This is a genomic window from Lysinibacillus sp. OF-1, assembly GCF_028356935.1.
Taxonomy (GTDB): Bacteria; Bacillota; Bacilli; order Bacillales_A; family Planococcaceae; genus Lysinibacillus; species Lysinibacillus fusiformis_D.
Genome location: NZ_CP102798.1, coordinates 163,757 through 183,947 on the forward strand (window position 1 = coordinate 163,757; position 20,191 = coordinate 183,947).

The window sequence follows — 20,191 nt, forward strand, 5'->3', positions numbered from 1 at the left end:
GCATTTAGCTCTCCCGTATAGGCGAGTGCTAAATGCTTTTTTTATTGGGAAGAAAATGTGAATTGAGCTTGTAATGTTTCTAGTGTAAACAGTTCCTCAATATGATAAGTTCCAAAAGGATGCTTGTTGTTCAGGAGTTCTTTAGCAATCGCCGTTGCAACTTTTGCTGTCACGAGAGATTCATCACGGTCAAGAAAGTCTAATGTAAAGACTGCTTCTTTGTGATGTTTTTTCCCAATGGCTTCTACGTGAATGCCACATACCTCTGAGCCAATTTTTATTTTTTGAATGAGAGAAGCGAGTGTTGTTTGTATTTTGTTGAATTTTAACAATTTTGCAATTCGGCTTTTTTGCAAAAAGGATACGAACCAATTGAGTGACTCTACATCAAAGCCCAATCTTGTCATGATTGGAATAGTAGGGAAATGCTTTGCTAATGTATGTTGGTCTGAGAAGTTGAATTGGTACACACTACGTTTTCCAAGCTCTTTAAACGGAACTTTTCTCCTATTAGTAAAATTAGTGGTTTTTTTATTTTTATAACTATAAAACGGAATGTTTAGTTGGTGTAATATCCAGAGAATAGCCGCGTTTCCATGTGTATCGCCTGCTCCTAGTAGGATAGAAATATGGAGTTTCTCGATGGAGGCTAATTGCTGTGCAGCATGCATAGCCATTAAATTAGTCAATCCAGGTGCCATACCAACACTAAAAACGGCTGTTGCATTATTCTGTTTAGCTATTGGATGGAGTTCCTCTAATTTTTTTAGGAAGGCATAGCTTGCCGTAATATCGATATACATAATCCCTTCCTTCAAGCAGAGATGTGCAAATGCAGTATCTTTTTGCTCTAGACACATAATGACAAGTGCTACATTGGCTAATTGCTGAGCGTTTACGGTCTTGGACACATCCATTTGGATAGGCTTAGCAAGATGATGGTGTTGTGCGCAAAATTGTTTTGCCTTTTCAAAGCTTCGACCTGCAATCCATATTTTGTTTGGATAGCTTGTGAGTAGCATAGTTGCCATTTTACTACCGACTTCACCATAGCCTCCGACAATTAAAATATTTTCTCTGCTCATTTATTTACCTCTTCCTTCGTGGCTACTAATGCATCGACTAAATATGATTTAAAATAGGGAACAATCTTTGTGAAGCCGACCTCATGTAGTAAGTCAATCAATAATTCAAGTTTAATTGGATAAATAGTTGAGCCAAAGGACTGCTCAAAACGTAACCAATCTTCTTCGGAAATATCATTTTGGTACATGGAATTTCGCCAATACTTGAGCTGCTGTTGGCATATTGTGTCTGTCATATCAGCATTAATAGAAGAAATGAATAAGACGCCCCCATTCTGTAGGCTTGTTGCCAATTTTTGCAGTAGTGCCCTTTTTTGTTCGAGATCCTTTATAAAATGTAAAACCAAATGGCAGGTAGTAACATCATATGGATGGTGGAATCTGAGGGAAAGTACATCATCCTCATACCAATCAATATGAAGGTCTTGATCAAGCTGCTGTATGCGCTGATCAGCAGCCTGTCGCATGATTGTTGAAGTATCAACGGCTGTAAAATGTGAGGAAGGGAAGGCTTCTCCTAGAGTAAGAAGTTCCTGACCTCCGCCAGCACCTACTACTAAAGTGTTATCAATGACAGGGTGACCACGAAGTATATCTGTCATCATGTTATAGATGAGGTCATAGCCTATAATTTTTTGTCGAATGGTATTTTGATAAGTAGATACAATGGGACTGTGCCAATCATGTAGTGGATTTTTCATTTTTATACCTCCGTGTTGTACAATATAATTAAGAATTATTCTCAATTATAAATACTTATGGGGAATGTGCTATCCCATAATTCTGGGGGGAGGAGTTTTATGAGAAATTGTCATGATTGGCAAAGGATATCAGAGAGATGTATAAAAAATAGTCAAAATTCATTTCAATATCGACAAATGATGGTAGAAGAATTACGGAAATTCATTGATTTTGATGCCTATTGCTGTTCAGTGACAGATACGCAAACCCTTTTTTCGATCGGTGCTGTAACAGAGCAATCGATTGAGGATGTTCATCAAAAAATAATGACTTTTGAATATGCATTTGAAGATGTGAATAACTATAGAAAGCTAGTGGAAAGTGGCCAATGTATAGGACGATTAAGTGATGCAAGTAGTCAGAGCTTGCGTTATAGGGAGATATTAGTGCCCAATGGCTTTAGCGACGAAATTCGAGCTGCATTAATGTTTCAGGGGCAATGTTATGGCTTTTTAACTCTTTTTAAAAAGATGAAAAATGCACAGCCCATCTTTCAAGATGATGAGCTAGAACAAATAAAAATACTCATGCCAGTGATGGGAGAGGCATTAAAGGCGTTCTACCATTCAATTATTGAAGAGCGGCTGTCAACAGAAGCAGGAGAGAGTGGCATCGTTATTTTAGATAAGGATTATCATATTTTATCTATGAGTACGAAGGCTTCTCAAATACTAGCACTTTTAAGAAGTAATGAGGGCTTGTCGGATGGGCAATTACCCAAGCCCATACAGGCATCCTGCGCTAAGTTACAGGCTGAAGACAATACACCTATTTCCTTACTAGTGCCTATCCATGACAAAGGATATATTACAATCCAAGCTTCTTTTCTTATGACAACCGATTTACAGCAGCAAATAGCCATTTTATTAAATGAAGCGTCTCCTAAAGAGATGTTGGCTTTTTTACTAACTGCTTATCAACTCACACCTAGAGAAAAAGAGGTAGTAGTGGAAATGATGAGGGGCATACCAACAAAGGTGATTGCATATAATCTTGGCATTTCTAGCTACACTGTACAAGATCATTTAAAGCTAATCTTTCAAAAAGTAGGTGTGGGAGACCGTAATGAATTAGTCTGGAAGATATTCTCTCGTTTTCAAATAAATAAATAGGAAACAATAAAAATCTGCACCTTTTGCAGATTTTTGTTGTTTTGATAAGGTGAAAAGTTTCAATCTGATTGAATTGAACTAAATAATGAAGTGAAGGTTAAGAAAAATTAACCTGAAAAATGGAATTATTTTATAGAGAATAGATGGAACCTATACTATAATTAAAGCTGTAAGAAAGTCTCATAAAAATACAATAATCGACATCATGGGATACAGATAGTAAAAAATTACATGTAAATTATTCTGAAAATTCAATTAACAGGAGGATCAAACAATGACATGGACTTTCTATCTAAATGTCACGAATGACACAGATCGAGATTTAGAGCTGGTAGAATCACAGTTGCATTGGGGTTATTGGAATACAGGTGGTGAAGAGGATAAAGAACCTCAATCTATTAAAGCGGGGGAAACGATTCAAGCTGTTGGCGCCAAATCAGCTTTTGGACCAAATGGTTATGAATTTTCTTGTTCCTGGAAAGATAAAAATAATGAATATCAAGCACCGTATGGAGTAATAAGCCTTTATGTAAATGTTCCCTATAATGATCCTAATGAAGCTAGATGTCGAGCAAATGGATATTTTGAAGTAGCGGAGTGGAAAGATATTACACATGATGGTCATAACTTTGTTCGAAATATACGAATTTCTAACAAATTGGATAAATGGAGACAAAAAGAAATAAGTAACAATTTGTTTACGGACTGGTCCAAAATCAAAACATTGAAAGAAATTGAGGATGTTAGAGATATAGATCTGAATCAATATATTCCGAGTGGTGTTCATTTTGAAAAAATGTCATTATTCCGAACGTCTCTCTTCAATATTTCTAAAATATTATGGGACGGGGTAAATGATTTAGAATTTGATAGTCTTTATTTAAAGCAGCGTGAAGTGCAACAGTATTTTTCTGTAGAGGTGACTTGTTTAAGAGCGGATGCTACTAAGATTGAAACTGTTACTAAAAAGGGGAAAATTACAGTTAAAGATGAGTATGGATTATCTACTGCTAGTAAGGTGGTAGAGGAGAAGGTTAGCACTATTGAAACAGCCTTTAAATTTACTGAAAAGATCTCCGTATCTGAAGAAAAAGTAGTGAAGGCGAGCGTAACGCAGGAACTACAGGCGGAATTAAAGGCAAAATTTAATATATTAAACGCTGTTACAAAAGAGCAACAGCAAACTGAAAAAAAATCAAAGGAAAGAGTTTTTGAAGCCCCAAGCGATAAGGATATGGACGTTGTGCCATGGATTTTTAGTAAAATGATTCTTCTTTATCGAACGGACAATAATAATGTCACAACGCTCATTGGCGCATCTGAATGGGATTATGCAGTATTACATCGTACACATGTATATGATGTGATGGATAACGCGAAGAAAAAAGTGACGACAGGAGGAGAGTACTAAAATGGCGACTTGGACATTTTCATTAATGATTACAAATGCAACAGACCGTGAGCTTGAAGTTTTTCAATCACAGTTGGAATGGGGAATCTGGAATACCAATGATGAGGAGGACAAGCAGCCAGTTAGTATTCCACCAAATACAACATTGCAGGCATTAGGAGTAAAAGCTTCAACGGGTCCGAATGGTTATGAATGCTCTTGTTCATGGCGAGATAAAGTCCCATCAGGCGAAAAATCCTATGGCACAATTTCGCTAGTCCTAGACGTACCTCAAAAAAGTAAAAATCGAGCTGAATGCTTAACTGAACATCAATTGCATGTAGATAGCTGGGAAGACTTACCTGAAAAAGGACATAACTTTGTAAGATCTATCATTGTGACTAATAAGTATGTTTAAAAGAAAGTGGAACAAATGTGATGAAAATCGAGCTTAAATCTATTACAAAGGAAGATGAAGCATTTCTTTTCGAAATCTATGCATCTACAAGAAATCAAGAAATAGATTCATGGGGATGGTCAGCTGAACAAAAGAAGCTTTTTTTAGAAATGCAATGGCGCGCACAGCAAGCTTCCTATCATCAGCAATTTCCAGGGGCAAGTCATTCTATCATTGCTGTAGGTGAACAATACGTAGGGAGATTACTAACGGAAGAATTATCAGATTATCATCATCTTATTGATATTTCAATTTTACCAAGTTACCAAGGTAAAGGGATAGGTACATTTTTAATTACTCAACTTCAACAGAAGGCAAGAGAAGGGAATAAGCCAGTTATATTGCAAGTTTTTCATACAAATCCTGCGAGAAATCTTTATGAGAGATTAGGATTTCAAATATCGTCAGCAGATGAAATATATTTGAAAATGAGATGGCAGTGAGAAAGAATATTTCGCATCAAAGTAGATATGAAAGTCGTGTTTATTCAAGAAGCACATAAAGATGTGTTAGCCAGTATTGCTTAATGCGTTTGTATAGCGCTCATTGAAATTACAATAAGGGAGGGTTTGCATAATGTCAGATCAATATATAGGAGAAATTCGCATGTTTAGCGGTAAATATGCCCCAGTAGGGTGGGAACTATGCAATGGTCAATTATTAACTATTACAGGTAATGAGGCACTTTTTTCATTAATAGGTGTCAAATACGGGGGAGACGGTGCAACGAATTTTGCTTTACCTGATTTACGTGGAAGATTACCGATTCATAATTGTTCTCAGTATCCATGGGCAAGTAAAGGTGGAGTGGAGACAGTTATGTTAACCGAGGAACATCTACCTGCACATACTCATGGCGTTTATGCCAATAATATAGCAAATGAAGCAACAGAAAATTCACCAGCTAATAATACATGGGGTGTATCAAACCTCACCAACTATCAAACAAATGTTTCCAGTAATATTGTACAAATGAATAACAAGTTAGTTTCTAATGTAGGTGGAACTCAATCTCATAGTAACATTATGCCATCATTTGTTATTAATTTTATTATTGCAACGAATGGTCTTTATCCCGATTTTCAATAAAAAGGAGTGAGTATAATGGCAGAGCCATTTTTAGGAGAAATACGTCTTTTTAGTTTCAATAAAATACCGAATGGGTGGCTTCCTTGTAATGGTCAACTTTTACCAGTAGCTACAAATACTGCACTTTTTTCATTGTTAGGATTTACATATGGAGGGGATGGTAAGACAATTTTTGCGATTCCCAATTTACAGGGGAAGGTACCATTACATTCAGGTAATCAGATTGCCTATGGATCAATAGGAGGAGAAGCAACACATACATTGACAGTTAACGAGATACCTGCTCATACACATCAAATAACAGCAGATTCATCAACAACAGATAAGCCCTCCCCCAAAGATAATACATGGGGTGCAGTTAATGGAAAGAATATTTATGCTAAAAAAGATAATACAGCCATGAATGAAGCTGCTTTGTCAATGACAGGGCAGAATAAAGGACATAATAATATGCAACCCTATTTAAGCGTATCTTTTTGTATCGCAACAATGGGCATCTTTCCAAGTAGAGTATAAGGAGGAATTAGAGAATGGATCCGTATTTAGGTGAAATTAGAATTTTCGCAGGAAACTATGCTCCGAGGGACTGGGCATTATGTGATGGCAGTCTATTATCTATTGCTCAATATAATGCTCTATATTCCATTATCGGCATAACTTATGGTGGAGATGGCAAGACAACATTTAAATTACCTGATTTAAGGGGACATGCCCCTATGCATTATGGCGATGGTCCTAATTTAACGCCAAGGACATTTGCACAATCAATAGGATCGAGCACAGTAACACTTAATGAAATGCAAATGCCTATTCATACACATAGCGCACAGGGTTCCTCTGTAGTAGCAGGTGGAATTGACAACCCCACTAATGCCATTTGGGGAAGTGAGTCAGCACTTTCGGCAAAGCCATATGTTAATGTGAAAAATCCAGTTGCAATGAAAGTGGACATAGTAAAGCCACAAGGAGGAAATCAGCCACATAATAATATGCAGCCTTTTGTAGCAATGAATTTTATTATTTGTTTAGAAGGAATATATCCTCAGAAGCCCTAACAAGGAGGAGTGAGAATGGATTTAGTATCTTTTATAAAAACAGCAGTATATAAAATATTAATAACTTTAACCATTTTGGCAATGGTTTTCTCAACCTTAGGAATACAACCTGCAAGTGCTAGTTCTACAGTACCGCCGTTACTTCCAGTAGCACAGTTGAATGCACTAAACGATAGTAATGGCAACTTCGAAAAATATATTAACGAAGGGATTTATTTAGATGTTTCAAAGACTACTGATAATAAAACACGTGTAGCTGCTGTGAAATTTAATAATATTAATACAACTAAAAGCATTATTTCGGCTAACCTTATTTTAAATGTTACAAATGATAATGATAATATTAATGATATGCCAGTTTCCGATTTAGTAATAAGAGTTGGATCAAGTAACTGGAACGATGGTAGTTTTCCAAATAATTTAGATATACCTTCTGAAAAAGTATCGGTTTTGAAGGATACGTCAGGCGAGCCAATTAATGTATCAATTGATGTAAAAGAGTTATTGAAAAATCCCTCTGCAATTGATACACAACAGATTACATTTTTACTGAGCAGCGACGCTAAAAATATGGTAATTGTAAAATCAGAAAATCCAATTGCACCCGAATTGGGCCCATACTTAGAGATTACGTATGGTGATGTGCAAAATAGTGCACCTACCGACATAACATTAAGTTCGACTTCAGTAATAGAAAGTCAACCATCAGGAACCAAAGTAGGGACATTAAGTGCCGCTGACCCTGATGCAGTTTCCTCTTTTACGTATAGTCTAGTAGGAGGATCCGGGTCAACAGATAATAGTAGTTTTAGCATAGTAGGAAATGAACTACGAACGAATAGTTCATTTGATTATCAAGCAAAGAACAGCTATAGTGTTCGAATTCAGGTAACGGATAATGGAGGATTAACCTTTGAAAAAATATTCACCATTTCGGTGACAAAATTAAATGAGCGTCCAACTGATATTGTGCTGAGCTCGCTGACAGTAGCAGAAAATCAGCCAGTAGGAACGGTTGTTGGTACATTTAGCGCAACTGATCCAAATGTTGGAGAAACGTTTACTTACAGTTTAGTGGCTGGCACAGGAGCTACAGATAACAGTAGCTTTACCGTCGATGGGAATCAGCTAAAAACAGCAGGAATATTTGATTATGAAGCAAAGAATAATTACAGTGTGCGGATTCAAGTATCCGATAGTGCCAATAATTTATATGAAAAAGCATTCACTATAAATATTTCAGATGTCAATGAAGCTCCAACAGATATTTCATTAAGCCCAACATCAGTAGAAGAAAATCAACCATCAGGAACCAAAGTGGGTACATTAAGTGCCACTGATCCTGATGCAGGTTCCTCTTTTACGTATAGTTTAGTAGGTGGTGCTGGGTCAACAGATAATAGTGGCTTTAGTATAGCTGGGGATAAACTACAAACGAATAGTCCATTTGATTATGAAACAAAAAATAGCTACAGTGTACGGATTAGGGTGACAGATCAAGGCGACTTATCTTTTGAAAAAGTGTTTACTATTTCGGTGACAGATGTCAATGAAGTTCCGATTCCCACACTGGTATCAACCGTACCAGTTAACAAGATGACAAATGCTTCTATTAATCCTACGCTAACGCTAAATTTTAGCAAGAGTGTGAGTGGTATTGCAGGAAAACATCTTCGTATCTATGATCAAGATAATAATTTAATAGAAACAATAGAAGCCACTGCAACAAATGTGACAGTGAATGGCAGTAACGTGTCAATTCAATTAACAAATAATTTAATAAAAGCAACAACTTATTATGTATTGATGGATGATGGAACTTTCGTTGATACATCCAATCAAGGTGTAGCTGGCATAACAGCAAAAAATATATGGAGTTTTACCACTTTACCTCCTAGTAATAATGCCTATTTAAGTAATTTAGTTATTTCACCAGGCAGTTTAAGTCCAAATTTTACAGATAGTATATTGGATTATCAGATCAACGTGGCTCATAATGTTGAAAATATTGGTATAATGCCAACAACTGCAAATAGTAGTGCAACTCTTACAGTAAATGGTTCCTCCATTGCAAGTGGGCTATTGAACACAATACCTCTAAATGTAGGCAGTAACACAATTACCATTGTTGTGACTGCTGAAAACGGAGTAGCAACCAAAACATATACCCTTACGGTGATAAGAGCATTACCTACTCTCGAACAAGTAGACAATGTTGCTTTAAGCCCTAGTGGTATTGCAACATGGACAGATTTAACAGGCGAATCTTGCTATGCTGTGCAGCTCTTAAAAGATGGCTCTCCGATTGGTAGTATCGTTGACATATCAGCAGATACAACAACGCATAATTTCTTACCAGCAATGCGTGCAGCTGGAGTGGGGACATATACAGTAACCGTAACTGCCAAGGGAGACGGGCTAGTATATTTAGATGGAGTTCCGTCAAGCCATTCCAATACACAAACGGTTATTAAGCTAGCAAGCATTACAAATGGCTTGAGCTGGGATGGAAATATTGCAAAATGGCAGACTATTCCTAATGCGTTGAGCTATGATGTGCTTCTGTATAAGGAAGGAACGGCAGTTGGAACAGCAGCGAATGTATTAGCTGGAAATATCAATGAAGGTGTTGATTTTACTACCGCGTTCCAAACAAATAGCATAGGAAGCTATACTTTTACTGTTCAGCCAAAAGGTGATGAATTACTAATTTTAGATGGGGATCAAGGGGTATCATCATCAGCAAAAATTATAACACCTTTAACTTATACGGTTTTATACAATGGTAATGGTAGTACGGGTGGAACTGCACCCCAAGATAATGCAACATATAGTCAAAATGACAATATTATTGTAGCTGCAAATGGTGGGTACCTCGTTAAAATAGGGCACTCTTTTATAGGCTGGAATACAAAGGCGGATGGGACAGGGACTTCTTATTTGCCGAATGAGACGTTTAAAATGGCTAAAGAGAATGTCACACTTTTTGCACAATGGACAATTAATCATTATACTGTGAGCTTTGATGTAGCGGGAGGAAGTGTCGTTTCAAATCAGGTGGTGGCACATAGAGGAAAAGCAAGTCAGCCGACGCAAGTGCCAACGAAAGCTGGCTATACATTTGGTGGCTGGTATACGAGTAGTGCCTACACAACACCATATACTTTTGATAATGTAATTACAGCGAACACAGTGATCTATGCTAAATGGATTAGTAATAATACAGGTGGTGGCAATACTGATCCATCACCAAATCTTGAGCCAGGTTCAGCAATACCTTCAACCAAAGTAGAGGAAATTGTAATAGATGTTGAGTCTGGTGATGGAAACCTAGTTTCTAAAACAACAATAAAACGAACAAAAAATGTAGACAACACTATGAAGGATGAAGTGACATTAACAGCAGAGAGCGCAACAGAGACGATTAAAAAATTAAAGGAACAAGGAAATGATACAGCAAGGGTCATCATTCCAGACCAGAAGGATCAAGTAAATCAAGTTCATGTTTCCATACCAAATAATGTAGTGACACTTCTAAAAACTGGTGCAGTTCATCTTGAAATTGTCACAGATAACGTTAGAATTGAAGTGCCTAAAACTTCATTGGAAATATTTAATGATGACCTCTATTTCCGACTTGTTCCTATAAAAGAGCTAGATAAACAACTAGAAATCAAAGAACGAGCCAAAAGGGAAATCGTTGTTCAGCAATTGGTCGAAAGTGCAGTTGTTGAGTTGCTTGGTCGCCCGATGACAATTGAAACAAATATGCAAAACCGTCTTGTTATTTTAACATTGCCGTTGCCTACAGATTTAACAGATGAACAACTAGCTCATTTGGCAATCTTTATCGAGCATAGTGATGGCTCAAAAGAGGTTGTACGTGGGAAGGTTGTAGAATATCAAAAAGGAATAGCAGGCTTACAGTTTGAGGTAAATAAGTTCTCTACTTTCTCTATTCTCTATGTACCAGAAAAGGAAGATGTAAAGGAACCAACTACTGACGCTGTTACACATACACCTTATATTCAAGGCTATCCGGATGGTACCTTCCGTCCGAATGCCCCTGTTACAAGAGCACAAATGGCAAGTATGTTTGCTCGTCAATTAACAGGTAATGCAATTCCCCAAGCGAGGGCGACATATACAGATACAATACAACATGATGCAAAAGATGCAATAGAATTTGCGAAGGATGCAGGTTTATTTAAAGGCATTACTGAGACAAACTTCCATCCAGACGGCTTTATTACACGAGCACAAATGGCGACAGTAGCAGTTCGGTGGATGGAAAGGCATTGCGCAGACAGTCCAAATGTAGAATTTTGTAAATCTACCTCACAAGGTATGATTTTCAAAGATGTGAGCGTCAATCATTGGGCTGTTAAAGCAATTAATGCTGTCAATGGATTGGGCATTATGAACGGTATGACGGTGGATATATTTAATCCAGATGGTTATTTATCACGTGCTGAAGCGGTCAAAGTATTAAATGACTTGTTTGAGCGTCAAGTAACAACAGAGCTTCAAACGCCAATATTTAAAGATGTTCTGAGTAATCATTGGGCATTTAATGAGATTCAAGAAGCGGCAAAAAAATGAATGAAAAACACGACGAGTTTATTCCAATCGTCGTGTTTTTTGACTTTATTCAAAAAGGAACTGATAACCAGATCCTCTCACAGTAACAATTTTTGCTCGATGACCCGAGGCGAACTCCAGCTTTTTTCGTAAATTACTAATATGCACTTTCAATGCCTGTGTTTGTCCAATACTTTCCTCAGCCCAAATCAGCTTGTACAATTCAGTTGGATGGAAAATTTGCGCGGGGCGTTGTGCTAGAAAAAATAAAATTTGAAATTCCTTTGTTGATAATGTTAATGCTATATCTTCAATATAGACTCTTCTTGAATGAACATGAAAGTGAAAATTATCGATGATGCTAATATCCTCATCTTTCCTATCTAGTAATTGTATTTGCTTCCTTCGTAAAGCGATTCTTTCAATGGTTTTCAGTAAACGCATTTTTTCAATCGGTTTTAAAATATAGTCTACTGCTTGAACTGCAAACGCCTCAATAGCATAATGCTCGTAGGCAGTTATAAAGATAATATCCATTGATTGCGCTAATTCTTCTACTTTACTGGCAACCTCAATGCCATTCATATCAGCCATTTCAATATCTAAAAAAAGAATATCTGGCTTCAACCTAGGAATATGGTCTATAGCCTCTAGAGGACTTGTAAACTTGCCAATAATCTCAACTGTCTCATTGTCCTTTAACATAGCCTCTAATAAGTGGATTGCTAAGATTTCATCGTCTACAATAATCGATTTTAACATTCTTTCATCTCTTTTCATCCGGGATTAGTGGGAAATTTATTTGTACAGTTGTTCCTTCATCGACAACACTATCGATACGGAAGGTGGCATTCTCATATTTTTTTATACGTTTGGCAATATTTCGAATCCCAACGCTCTGATGAACTGAAGGTTCTTCTGATAAAATTTTGTCTAACATTTCTTGTGTCATGCCAATACCATTATCTCTAATCTGGATATTTATCATTTGCTGTTCTTTTGCTATTTTCATTGTCACTCGACCATTGTTTCGTTTGTTTTTTAAACCGTGAAAAAGAGCATTTTCAACTAAAGGCTGTAGTAGTAGAGGAGGAATCAATATATTGAATGGTTCCTCCATCTGAATTTCCCAATCGAGCTGCTCTGGATATCTCATTCGATGAATATTGACATAGGCCTGTATAAGCTGGAGTTCCTGATCTAAGGCAATTAAGCTATTAGTATTTTCGAATGAGAAGCTGCTTCTTAAAAATGCTGCAAAATCGGTAATCATTGTCCGTGCTTTATCTAAATCTAAATAACTGAGCGATAAAATCGAATTTAACACATTGTAAATAAAGTGAGGTTTAATCTGTGCTTGTAAAAAAGCTGTCTCCATTTTAATAGCTGTTTCAGCAGATTCTTTTAACAAAATAAGATTTCGAACTCTTGTCTTTAGTTCAGCCGTATCTAGTGGTTTATGTAGAAAATCATTCGCTCCGGATTGGAAAGCAGCAATCAAATCCTCGGGACGAATGGCGGCTGTAAGCATTAGTATTGGTAGCTCCGCAGAAGAATAGCTTTTTCTAATTTGCTGGCAAACCTCATAGCCAGACAACTTAGGCATCATAATATCTAAAATTAATAAATCGATAGCTGGATGCAGTGTTAATTGTTCAAAGACTTGCTGGCTATCGTCTACAGCAATGATAGAGTAATTTTCCTTTTCTAGAATATCGATTAATACTTTTAGGTTAATATGGTCATCATCAGCAATTAGAATTTTTTTCCCTACTTTATTTCCCGCAAAATGAGGAAAGGTTACTGGAGAATATTCTTTAGTTAGTATAATTTTATTCCTATGTTCCTTGTCTTGCTGCTCTTTCTTTATTGCTTCAATAGGTAGCTTAACGTAGAAAGTTGTTCCTTGACCTACAACTGAATGAACAGTAATTTCTCCACCATGCAACTGCACAAGTTCTTTTGTCACATTTAGGCCTAGACCTGCACCTCTACTTGCATCCTCTAACTGCCGAAATGGTTCAAAGATTGACTCTAAATGTTCTGGCGCAATACCCCGCCCGGTGTCACTTACTTCAATAACAAGGAATCTATGTTCTTCGTAGCATGAAATTTCAACTTTTCCTTGCTTGGTGTATTTAACAGCATTTTCAATTAGATTATAAAGAATTTGACGTAGCCTATCTTCGTCAGCTAATAGAAACTTACCTCGTTCAATATAATTATAAATTTTTACGTCTTTATTGCCGATGTACGACAATATTTCAACGATGACATGGGTTACAGAATATAGATCAACATTAGTAAGACGTAGTTTTAGTTCACCTTCTTTTATCTTTGAAAAATCTAATATATCATTAACAAGATGTGATAACTTTTCTGTGATATTAAAGATGAGCGAGATTTTTTCTTTTTGTTCCATCGTTAATGTGGTGCTTTCCTGAGGCTCTAGCATGGACTGAGAAATAGCAATTACACCATGTAAGGGCGTACGAAATTCATGAGAAGTTTTTGCGAGAAACTCATCTTTTAATTTATCTACTCGCATTAAAGCACTTGTTATTCGTCCTTTCTCTAAATAAGAGTCAGTAAAACGATGGGAAATATAAAGAGAAAGCATCGTTAAACAAATAAAAGGAAGTAAAGGTGGTAATGAATAGATTTCTAGATTAATATTCAGATTTAAAGTAGCTACGACCATATAGATGAGAATAGCCATCGAACTAAGCGATAAATATATAGCTCCTACTGATCGTTTAAAGATAGCAATGATTTGAATATAAAGGATATAAAAGATATTCATAAAAATATAAATAGAGTACACAAATTGTAAGTATGAGCTAATGGATATGGGGAGCATAACCGTAGCTAATAATAAAACGCCAATTATACAAAGTATTTTTACAATTTTTTCATAAGCAAATTGTTGAAGGGCATAGTAAAAATACAACAGCATGAAGATACCTGTACCGATACTCGAAATAATTTGAATTCTTATCAGGAACTCATAGGTAACAGGGAGTAACGACATTAAAATTTTTTCACCATGGGAGACGCTATATAAACCGACCATGAAACAAAATAAGGAAAAATAAAGCTGTTCGATATCGAGTCTCGCATAGAGATAAGAACCAGCAAAATAAATAAACATTGTAAAAAAAGCAGCAATCGTTATCAAATCGTAAAAAAGAGAGCTTTCTCTTAATTTTCCAATACTTTCTTGATCTCCAATGAAAATTGAACCAATAATTCCTCCACCTGATGCATAATCAAAATTAGCCACATGTATAAGCAGCTCTAACTCGTTTTTATTAGGTTGAAAGTAAGCAACATAGGGTACATTCTTTTGTACATATATTGACTCTTCAGCAGGTACACCGCTTTGTCCAATACGCTTTTCATCAATATAAATGGCATTGGACATACGAATATTCCCTGTTTTGATACCTAAAATATCATCGGGATTATTGATTAAAATTTTTAATCGATAAGTACCACTGCCGAAAGTGGTGAAATTTTCTTTATTGAGCGTATACTTTGACCATTGTGACGGGACTTCTACTAAATAGGAATGATGGTTATCGAAATCGGAATAATTCAACAATTTATCGGGGACGAAATCCCATTCTCCATCTAAACTTACTGTATTGTGGTGCAAATCGTATTGTTTTAGGTCTATTACGCCAGCAACAGCTTTAGGAGCGTCGGTTCTTTCATGTTTGAGTAACTGTGACGCCACACCAATAATCACTACACTAATAATGACCATAGAAATAAGTATTAGCTTTCTCATTATGGTTCTCTCAATCTTGTTATATTTAAAGGAAATAATATGTAATTATACCTACAGTATAGCATGTGAAAGTAAACTAAGAATAGTTAAAATGTGAGTGAATGCCTATTGTGACGAGTCCATTTTAGATGGATTTTGTGCATTTTATTTATTTATAGTGCATATGCTTACAATCACTCTGTTTTTTGCTTATAATAAGGAAGTCAGAGTTTTCTCTGAACAAAGTAGCCGCAAAGTGAGCGATTGCGATTGAAAAAATTATTATATAGTGTATGCTTTGTTGTGTTTATAGTCATTTTTTTGTACGTAAACAATCACTGGCTAGTCGTAAGTAAGCATGTGTTCGAATCAGAAAAAGTGCCTGCCAGCTTTGAAGGGCTACGCATTGTACAGGTATCGGATTTACATGACGCCCTCTTTGGTGACAATCAGCAAAGACTGATTGCAAAGGTTAAGGATACAAATCCTGACTATATCTTTATCACAGGTGATGTGATAGATAGCAATCGCTACGATTTAAAGCAAAGTCTACAGGCAGTAAAAGGACTAGTTGAAATAGCGGATGTTTATTATGTACTGGGCAACCATGAAGTAGCGACGAATAAGGTTGATGAAATTTATGAGGCGCTGTCATCGTTAGGGGTACATATACTGGCCAATGAATCGACCGTACTAGAGCGCGACGGGGAGCGCTTGGCGATTGTTGGAATTGAGGATCCGTTAATGGGTAGATCCACGGCAGACATGCTAGACATAGCAACAGCTTATTTACCAAACGATATGTTTAAGCTGTTACTGGCACATCGACCTGAGGTGTTTAATACGTATGTAAAGTATCACATGGATTTAGTATTTTCGGGACATGCGCATGGTGGGCAAGTTCGTATTCCTGGACTTGGTGGACTTGTTGCGCCAGGACAGGGGCTGTTTCCAAAATATACAGCTGGTGTCTACGAAGCAGGATCGACTGAAATGGTGGTTAGTCGTGGGCTAGGAAATAGCTCAGTACCATATCGCATTTTTAATCTTCCGGAAATTATTGTGATGGAATTAAAGAAAAAATAAGCACTGCGTTAAATTTTACGCAGTGCTTTCAATTTGTTTACGTTCTGTACGTCTGACAAGATAGATACTAATTTCATACAAAATAATCATAGGTATTAATACGAGTAGCTGACTGATAAAATCGGGTGGCGTGATAACAGCAGAACCTACGCCCATTGCGATATAAGACCAGCCTCGTATTTTTTTCATGGATTCAGCAGTCAGTACACCAATGGCTGATAAAAAGAGAGCAACAATGGGTAACTCGAATAATAAACCGAGCGGTACGGTGGTCATGATTAAAAAATGCATATATTCACTAGCTGATACCATAACATCGAAATTGGTAGCTCCGATACTTACTAAGAAGGTATAGCTAAGTGGATTGACAACAAAGTAGCCAAAAGCTATTCCTATTAAAAAAAGAACTAGCATAATCGGTGCATAGAGACCTAAAAATCGACTTTCCTCTTCCTTTAAGCCAGGCTTTACAAAGCTCCACAGAAAATGAACGAGAAAAGGCATTGCAAGACCAAATGCTAAAGTAGTAGAAATAGTCATATAAAATTTAACAACCTCAAGCGGCCCTAAAATAATGAGAGAATGACCTCGAGTTATGAATGGAAACCAAATATTTATAGTCGAAAAGACTACAATAAAAAATAAAATGAAAATTGTTAGCCCTTTTATAATTTGCTTACGCAGCTCAGAAAGATGTTCCAATAATGAGGTAACAGGTATCAGAGGTTCATCTGCTACATGATCTTCTTCACTTGCTACTACAGGTATTTCAGCTAAAGCCTCCACGGGTGATGGAAGCTCAACTTGTGGTTTATCAAGGGGGCTTAAATATTTTCTTTTTCCGTCTTCATATGGATCCATAGGAACCCCTCCTACGAAGCATCAGATTTTTTTTCGACCTTTTTCTCGGAATCGTCCTCATCATCCATAAGCCCTTTAGTGGACTTTTTAAATTCTGCAAACGTTTTGCCAACTGCTCCGCCGATTTCTGGCAATTTCTTCGGACCAAATACAATTAATACAATGACCAAAATAATGATTAAGCCAGGTACTCCAATTGCTCCAAGACCTCCCATAAGCCTTGCCTCCTTTAAATTTAAGTTTTTTACACTAAAGAACCGCCTGATTGACTATATTTAATAACTCCCTCTGCACAGCGATAAGCAAGTGCTCCTAATGTACCTGTTGGATTGTAGCCGCTATTGTGTGCAAAATTGCCTGCACTTACCGCGAACAGATTATCAACATCCCAATGCTGTAGGTAATTATTCACGACACCTTGCTCTGGCGTTGAACTCATGACTGTCCCACCTGTGTTATGCGTTGTTTGGTAAGGTACGATATTGTAGTCGGTAATTTCAGCGTTAGGAACAATTGTTTTTGCACCCATCTCTTTCATAATGTCAGCTGCTCTTGCGGAAATATATTTATGAAGTGCACGATCCTGCTCAGTAAAATTGTACGTTAATTGTATTAATGGCAAGCCATAAGCATCTTTATAGGTAGGGTCCAGTGATAAATAGTTTTGCTTATGTGGCATAGATGCTCCTTGCGCACCAATACCGAATGAGCGTGTATAGTAATAAATAGACTGCTTTTTAAATTCAGGTCCCCAAGTAGGCGTATCTGGTGGTGTTGGATTGGAACCGATTGGTCGAGTACCTGTCTGTGTAAGAGCAATATTTCCTCCGTGAATAAAATCTAAATCACTATGGTCAAAATTATCCCCATTGAAGTCGTCTATACACATGCCTAATGAACCTGCGCCCATAAATGTATTGTATTGTTCATCGAAGAACCCCGCAGCACCAGGTAAGATTTGATAGCAATAGTTTCTGCCAAGTGTGCCTTTACCAGTAGTAGGATCATATCGTTCACCGATGTCTGAGACCATTAACAGCTTGGCATTATTAAAGACATAGCTAGTCAATACAACCGCATTAGCAGGCTGAATAAATTCTTCTCCCGACACAGTATCGATATATCTTACACCAGTAGCCTTATTGCCCTGCTTTAAAATTTCGACAACATTGGAATTGAAGCGTAAATCAAAGTTTCCTGTCTTTAAAGCGGTAGGGACGACTGTAATTTCTGCAGAAGATTTTGCGCCATATTCACAGCCAAACCGTTCACAGAAACCACAATATTGACAAGCATTGATCGTTTCACCATCAGGATTTTTATAAACCTCGGATACGTTGGCAGATGGCACCATATAGGGTGTTAGCTTTAAGCTTTGTGCCGCTTTTTCAAATTGCGTAAGCATAGGTGTTTTTTTCATAGGTGGTGTAGGATAGGGATTTGAACGCTTGCCGCTAAATGGATTTTTATCATCACCTGAAATACCTGCTGTTTTTTCAAATTTATCGAAATAGGGCTCCAGTTGATCGTATGTTAAACCCCAATCCTGTATTAGATAATCTGGTCCAAGCTTGTTTGGTCCATAACGTTTATCTGTTAATGTTTTTATTTGAAAATCATAGGGTAAAAATCGATAGGTCATACCATTCCAGTGCGTTCCTGATCCTCCAAGACCCTCTCCAAGTAGGAAGGAGCCAAGCTGTCGCATTGGCAATGCCTTCATATTGCGATCATTTCGAAAGCTTACCGTTTCTTTAGATAGATTTTGCATCAAATCATATCGAATGGCATAACGGTATTCATCGTGAACATTTAAATAATCTTCGGTACCGCGCTTTTGACCACGCTCTAAACCGACCACCTTTAAGCCGGCTTTTGCACATTCAGCAGCAACGATACCGCCTGTCCAACCTACGCCAACTGTTACAACGTCTACACTAGGTAATGTTTTAGCCATTTTCTAACCCCCCTTAATGATTGCCTAATGGATTAGGCTCAATTTTTTGGAATTTCGCATCTTCTATTTGTGTAATATAAGCCATTTGGTGGCCAGGGAAGCCTTTCATGCGCCAGCCATCCATATTACGATTTCCGCCATACATAGGGTCAGAATAGGCACCCTCTAATGTAGCCGCACGCAGCAGTGTAAAGAAGAATGCGGATGTCACCCCAACCATTTCTATGTCACCCTTTTGAAAGGCTGTTAAAATTTCATCCATCTGTTTACCTTCTAAATCATTAAAGCTCTTTTGATAACGCTTTTGAGCTTCGTCCTCTAATTTTTGAATGCCCTGCCTGAAAATTTCTGCTCGTGTTAAACGACTTTGATAGCCTTGTGTAGGGGCACCTACGTCAAATGGAGCTTGCATATATTCTTTAGAGTTACTCCCATAATTTCCTGCCAGTTGATGATCGATAAAATAGGGAACATCTAAGCCTATAGCGCCGGGCCCTAAATCATCTTCTGGGAAGATACGCTCTGTAGCCTTTGATAAGATACTAAAATCTTTTTCATTTCTAAAAAACATCTTAGCCTTAGGCGAACCAGTAGCCTCATTCGTTTCATGCCCATCATGCTCCAGAGTGGAAGTCCCTTTACCTTGGATGTTGTAGCCTACTAGCCCTCCTATTAATCCACCACCGACTAATGTACCAGCAGCAATACCTGTTGTTTTCAAAAAGTCTCGACGAGAAACATTGTTTTTGTCTGAACTCATAGAAATCCTCCCCTCAAAATGTTTTAAACCGATCCTATTGTTAATAATCAGCAAAAATTGTGAATTATAATCAATTTTTATTGGAAAATGTTTTAATTTCATCCAATGTAGCGAGTATTCTGTCTTTCTATAGCAAACTATATCTATGAATTAAAAAATTTGTAGAAAATTGTTAGCACTATATATATAGTGAAAATGGTATTATTATACATTTATTAATCATATTGGAAAACTTTTGTTGACTT

17 protein-coding genes are annotated in these 20,191 nt (G+C 37.1%); 9 read left to right on the forward strand and 8 right to left on the reverse strand.

Going from position 1 to position 20,191, the window contains the following annotated elements; all coding sequences use genetic code 11:
• Positions 1–41: 41 nt before the first annotated feature.
• On the reverse strand, positions 42–1,085 hold the full coding sequence (locus tag NV349_RS00840; RefSeq protein ID WP_058843767.1) for a saccharopine dehydrogenase family protein: 1,044 nt from the start codon (positions 1,083–1,085) through the stop codon (positions 42–44).
• Positions 1,082–1,786, reverse strand: coding sequence for a class I SAM-dependent methyltransferase (locus NV349_RS00845; RefSeq protein WP_101966954.1), 705 nt, complete (start codon positions 1,784–1,786; stop codon positions 1,082–1,084). The genes NV349_RS00840 and NV349_RS00845 overlap by 4 nt, the downstream gene beginning before the upstream one ends.
• 99 nt (positions 1,787–1,885) lie before the next feature.
• On the opposite strand from NV349_RS00845, the gene NV349_RS00850 reads away from it, so the two are divergent.
• From NV349_RS00850 to NV349_RS00885, 8 genes are all read left to right on the forward strand, one after another.
• Complete coding sequence (locus NV349_RS00850) at positions 1,886–2,938, forward strand: response regulator transcription factor (protein WP_271912062.1); 1,053 nt, start codon at positions 1,886–1,888, stop codon at positions 2,936–2,938.
• A gap of 274 nt (positions 2,939–3,212) precedes the next feature.
• On the forward strand, positions 3,213–4,349 hold the full coding sequence (locus NV349_RS00855) for a hypothetical protein (RefSeq protein ID WP_271912063.1): 1,137 nt from the start codon (positions 3,213–3,215) through the stop codon (positions 4,347–4,349).
• 1 nt (position 4,350) lies between these two features.
• Positions 4,351–4,746: a hypothetical protein gene (locus NV349_RS00860; RefSeq protein WP_058843763.1), complete on the forward strand. Its 396-nt coding sequence runs from the start codon at positions 4,351–4,353 to the stop codon at positions 4,744–4,746.
• 20 nt (positions 4,747–4,766) lie between these two features.
• Positions 4,767–5,228, forward strand: coding sequence for a GNAT family N-acetyltransferase (locus NV349_RS00865; RefSeq protein ID WP_271913512.1), 462 nt, complete (start codon positions 4,767–4,769; stop codon positions 5,226–5,228).
• Between the two features lie 133 nt (positions 5,229–5,361).
• Positions 5,362–5,874, forward strand: a complete 513-nt coding sequence (locus NV349_RS00870) for a phage tail protein (RefSeq protein WP_089933955.1) — start codon at positions 5,362–5,364, stop codon at positions 5,872–5,874.
• Between the two features lie 15 nt (positions 5,875–5,889).
• A complete protein-coding gene (locus NV349_RS00875; RefSeq protein WP_089933958.1) occupies positions 5,890–6,390 on the forward strand; it encodes a phage tail protein in 501 nt (166 codons plus the stop codon).
• 14 nt (positions 6,391–6,404) lie between these two features.
• Entirely contained in the window at positions 6,405–6,929 is a 525-nt protein-coding gene (locus NV349_RS00880; protein ID WP_058843759.1) for a phage tail protein, read from the forward strand.
• Positions 6,930–6,944: 15 nt separating this feature from the next.
• Positions 6,945–11,531 (forward strand): cadherin domain-containing protein, encoded by a 4,587-nt coding sequence (locus NV349_RS00885; RefSeq protein ID WP_271912067.1) that lies wholly within the window; start codon positions 6,945–6,947, stop codon positions 11,529–11,531.
• 45 nt (positions 11,532–11,576) lie between these two features.
• On the opposite strand, the gene NV349_RS00890 is transcribed toward NV349_RS00885, so the two are convergent.
• Together NV349_RS00890 and NV349_RS00895 are read right to left on the reverse strand one after the other, a co-directional pair.
• On the reverse strand, positions 11,577–12,272 hold the full coding sequence (locus NV349_RS00890) for a response regulator transcription factor (RefSeq protein ID WP_058843758.1): 696 nt from the start codon (positions 12,270–12,272) through the stop codon (positions 11,577–11,579).
• 4 nt (positions 12,273–12,276) lie between these two features.
• Positions 12,277–15,303, reverse strand: a complete 3,027-nt coding sequence (locus NV349_RS00895) for an ATP-binding protein (RefSeq protein ID WP_271912069.1) — start codon at positions 15,301–15,303, stop codon at positions 12,277–12,279.
• Between the two features lie 249 nt (positions 15,304–15,552).
• Here NV349_RS00895 and NV349_RS00900 point away from each other — a divergent pair, with 249 nt between their 5' ends.
• On the forward strand, positions 15,553–16,368 hold the full coding sequence (locus NV349_RS00900; RefSeq protein ID WP_058843756.1) for a metallophosphoesterase: 816 nt from the start codon (positions 15,553–15,555) through the stop codon (positions 16,366–16,368).
• A gap of 15 nt (positions 16,369–16,383) precedes the next feature.
• Here NV349_RS00900 and tatC read toward each other — a convergent pair whose 3' ends face one another.
• The 4 genes from tatC to NV349_RS00920 are packed head-to-tail and all read right to left on the reverse strand — an operon-like array spanning position 16,384 to position 19,946.
• Positions 16,384–17,229 (reverse strand): twin-arginine translocase subunit TatC, encoded by an 846-nt coding sequence (gene tatC, locus NV349_RS00905; protein ID WP_271912071.1) that lies wholly within the window; start codon positions 17,227–17,229, stop codon positions 16,384–16,386.
• An 11-nt stretch (positions 17,230–17,240) separates the two neighbouring features.
• A complete protein-coding gene (gene tatA / locus NV349_RS00910) occupies positions 17,241–17,444 on the reverse strand; it encodes a twin-arginine translocase TatA/TatE family subunit (protein ID WP_036125774.1) in 204 nt (67 codons plus the stop codon).
• A 29-nt stretch (positions 17,445–17,473) separates the two neighbouring features.
• On the reverse strand, positions 17,474–19,186 hold the full coding sequence (locus NV349_RS00915) for a GMC family oxidoreductase (protein ID WP_036125775.1): 1,713 nt from the start codon (positions 19,184–19,186) through the stop codon (positions 17,474–17,476).
• A 13-nt stretch (positions 19,187–19,199) separates the two neighbouring features.
• Complete coding sequence (locus tag NV349_RS00920; protein WP_036125777.1) at positions 19,200–19,946, reverse strand: gluconate 2-dehydrogenase subunit 3 family protein; 747 nt, start codon at positions 19,944–19,946, stop codon at positions 19,200–19,202.
• Positions 19,947–20,191 lie beyond the last annotated feature (245 nt).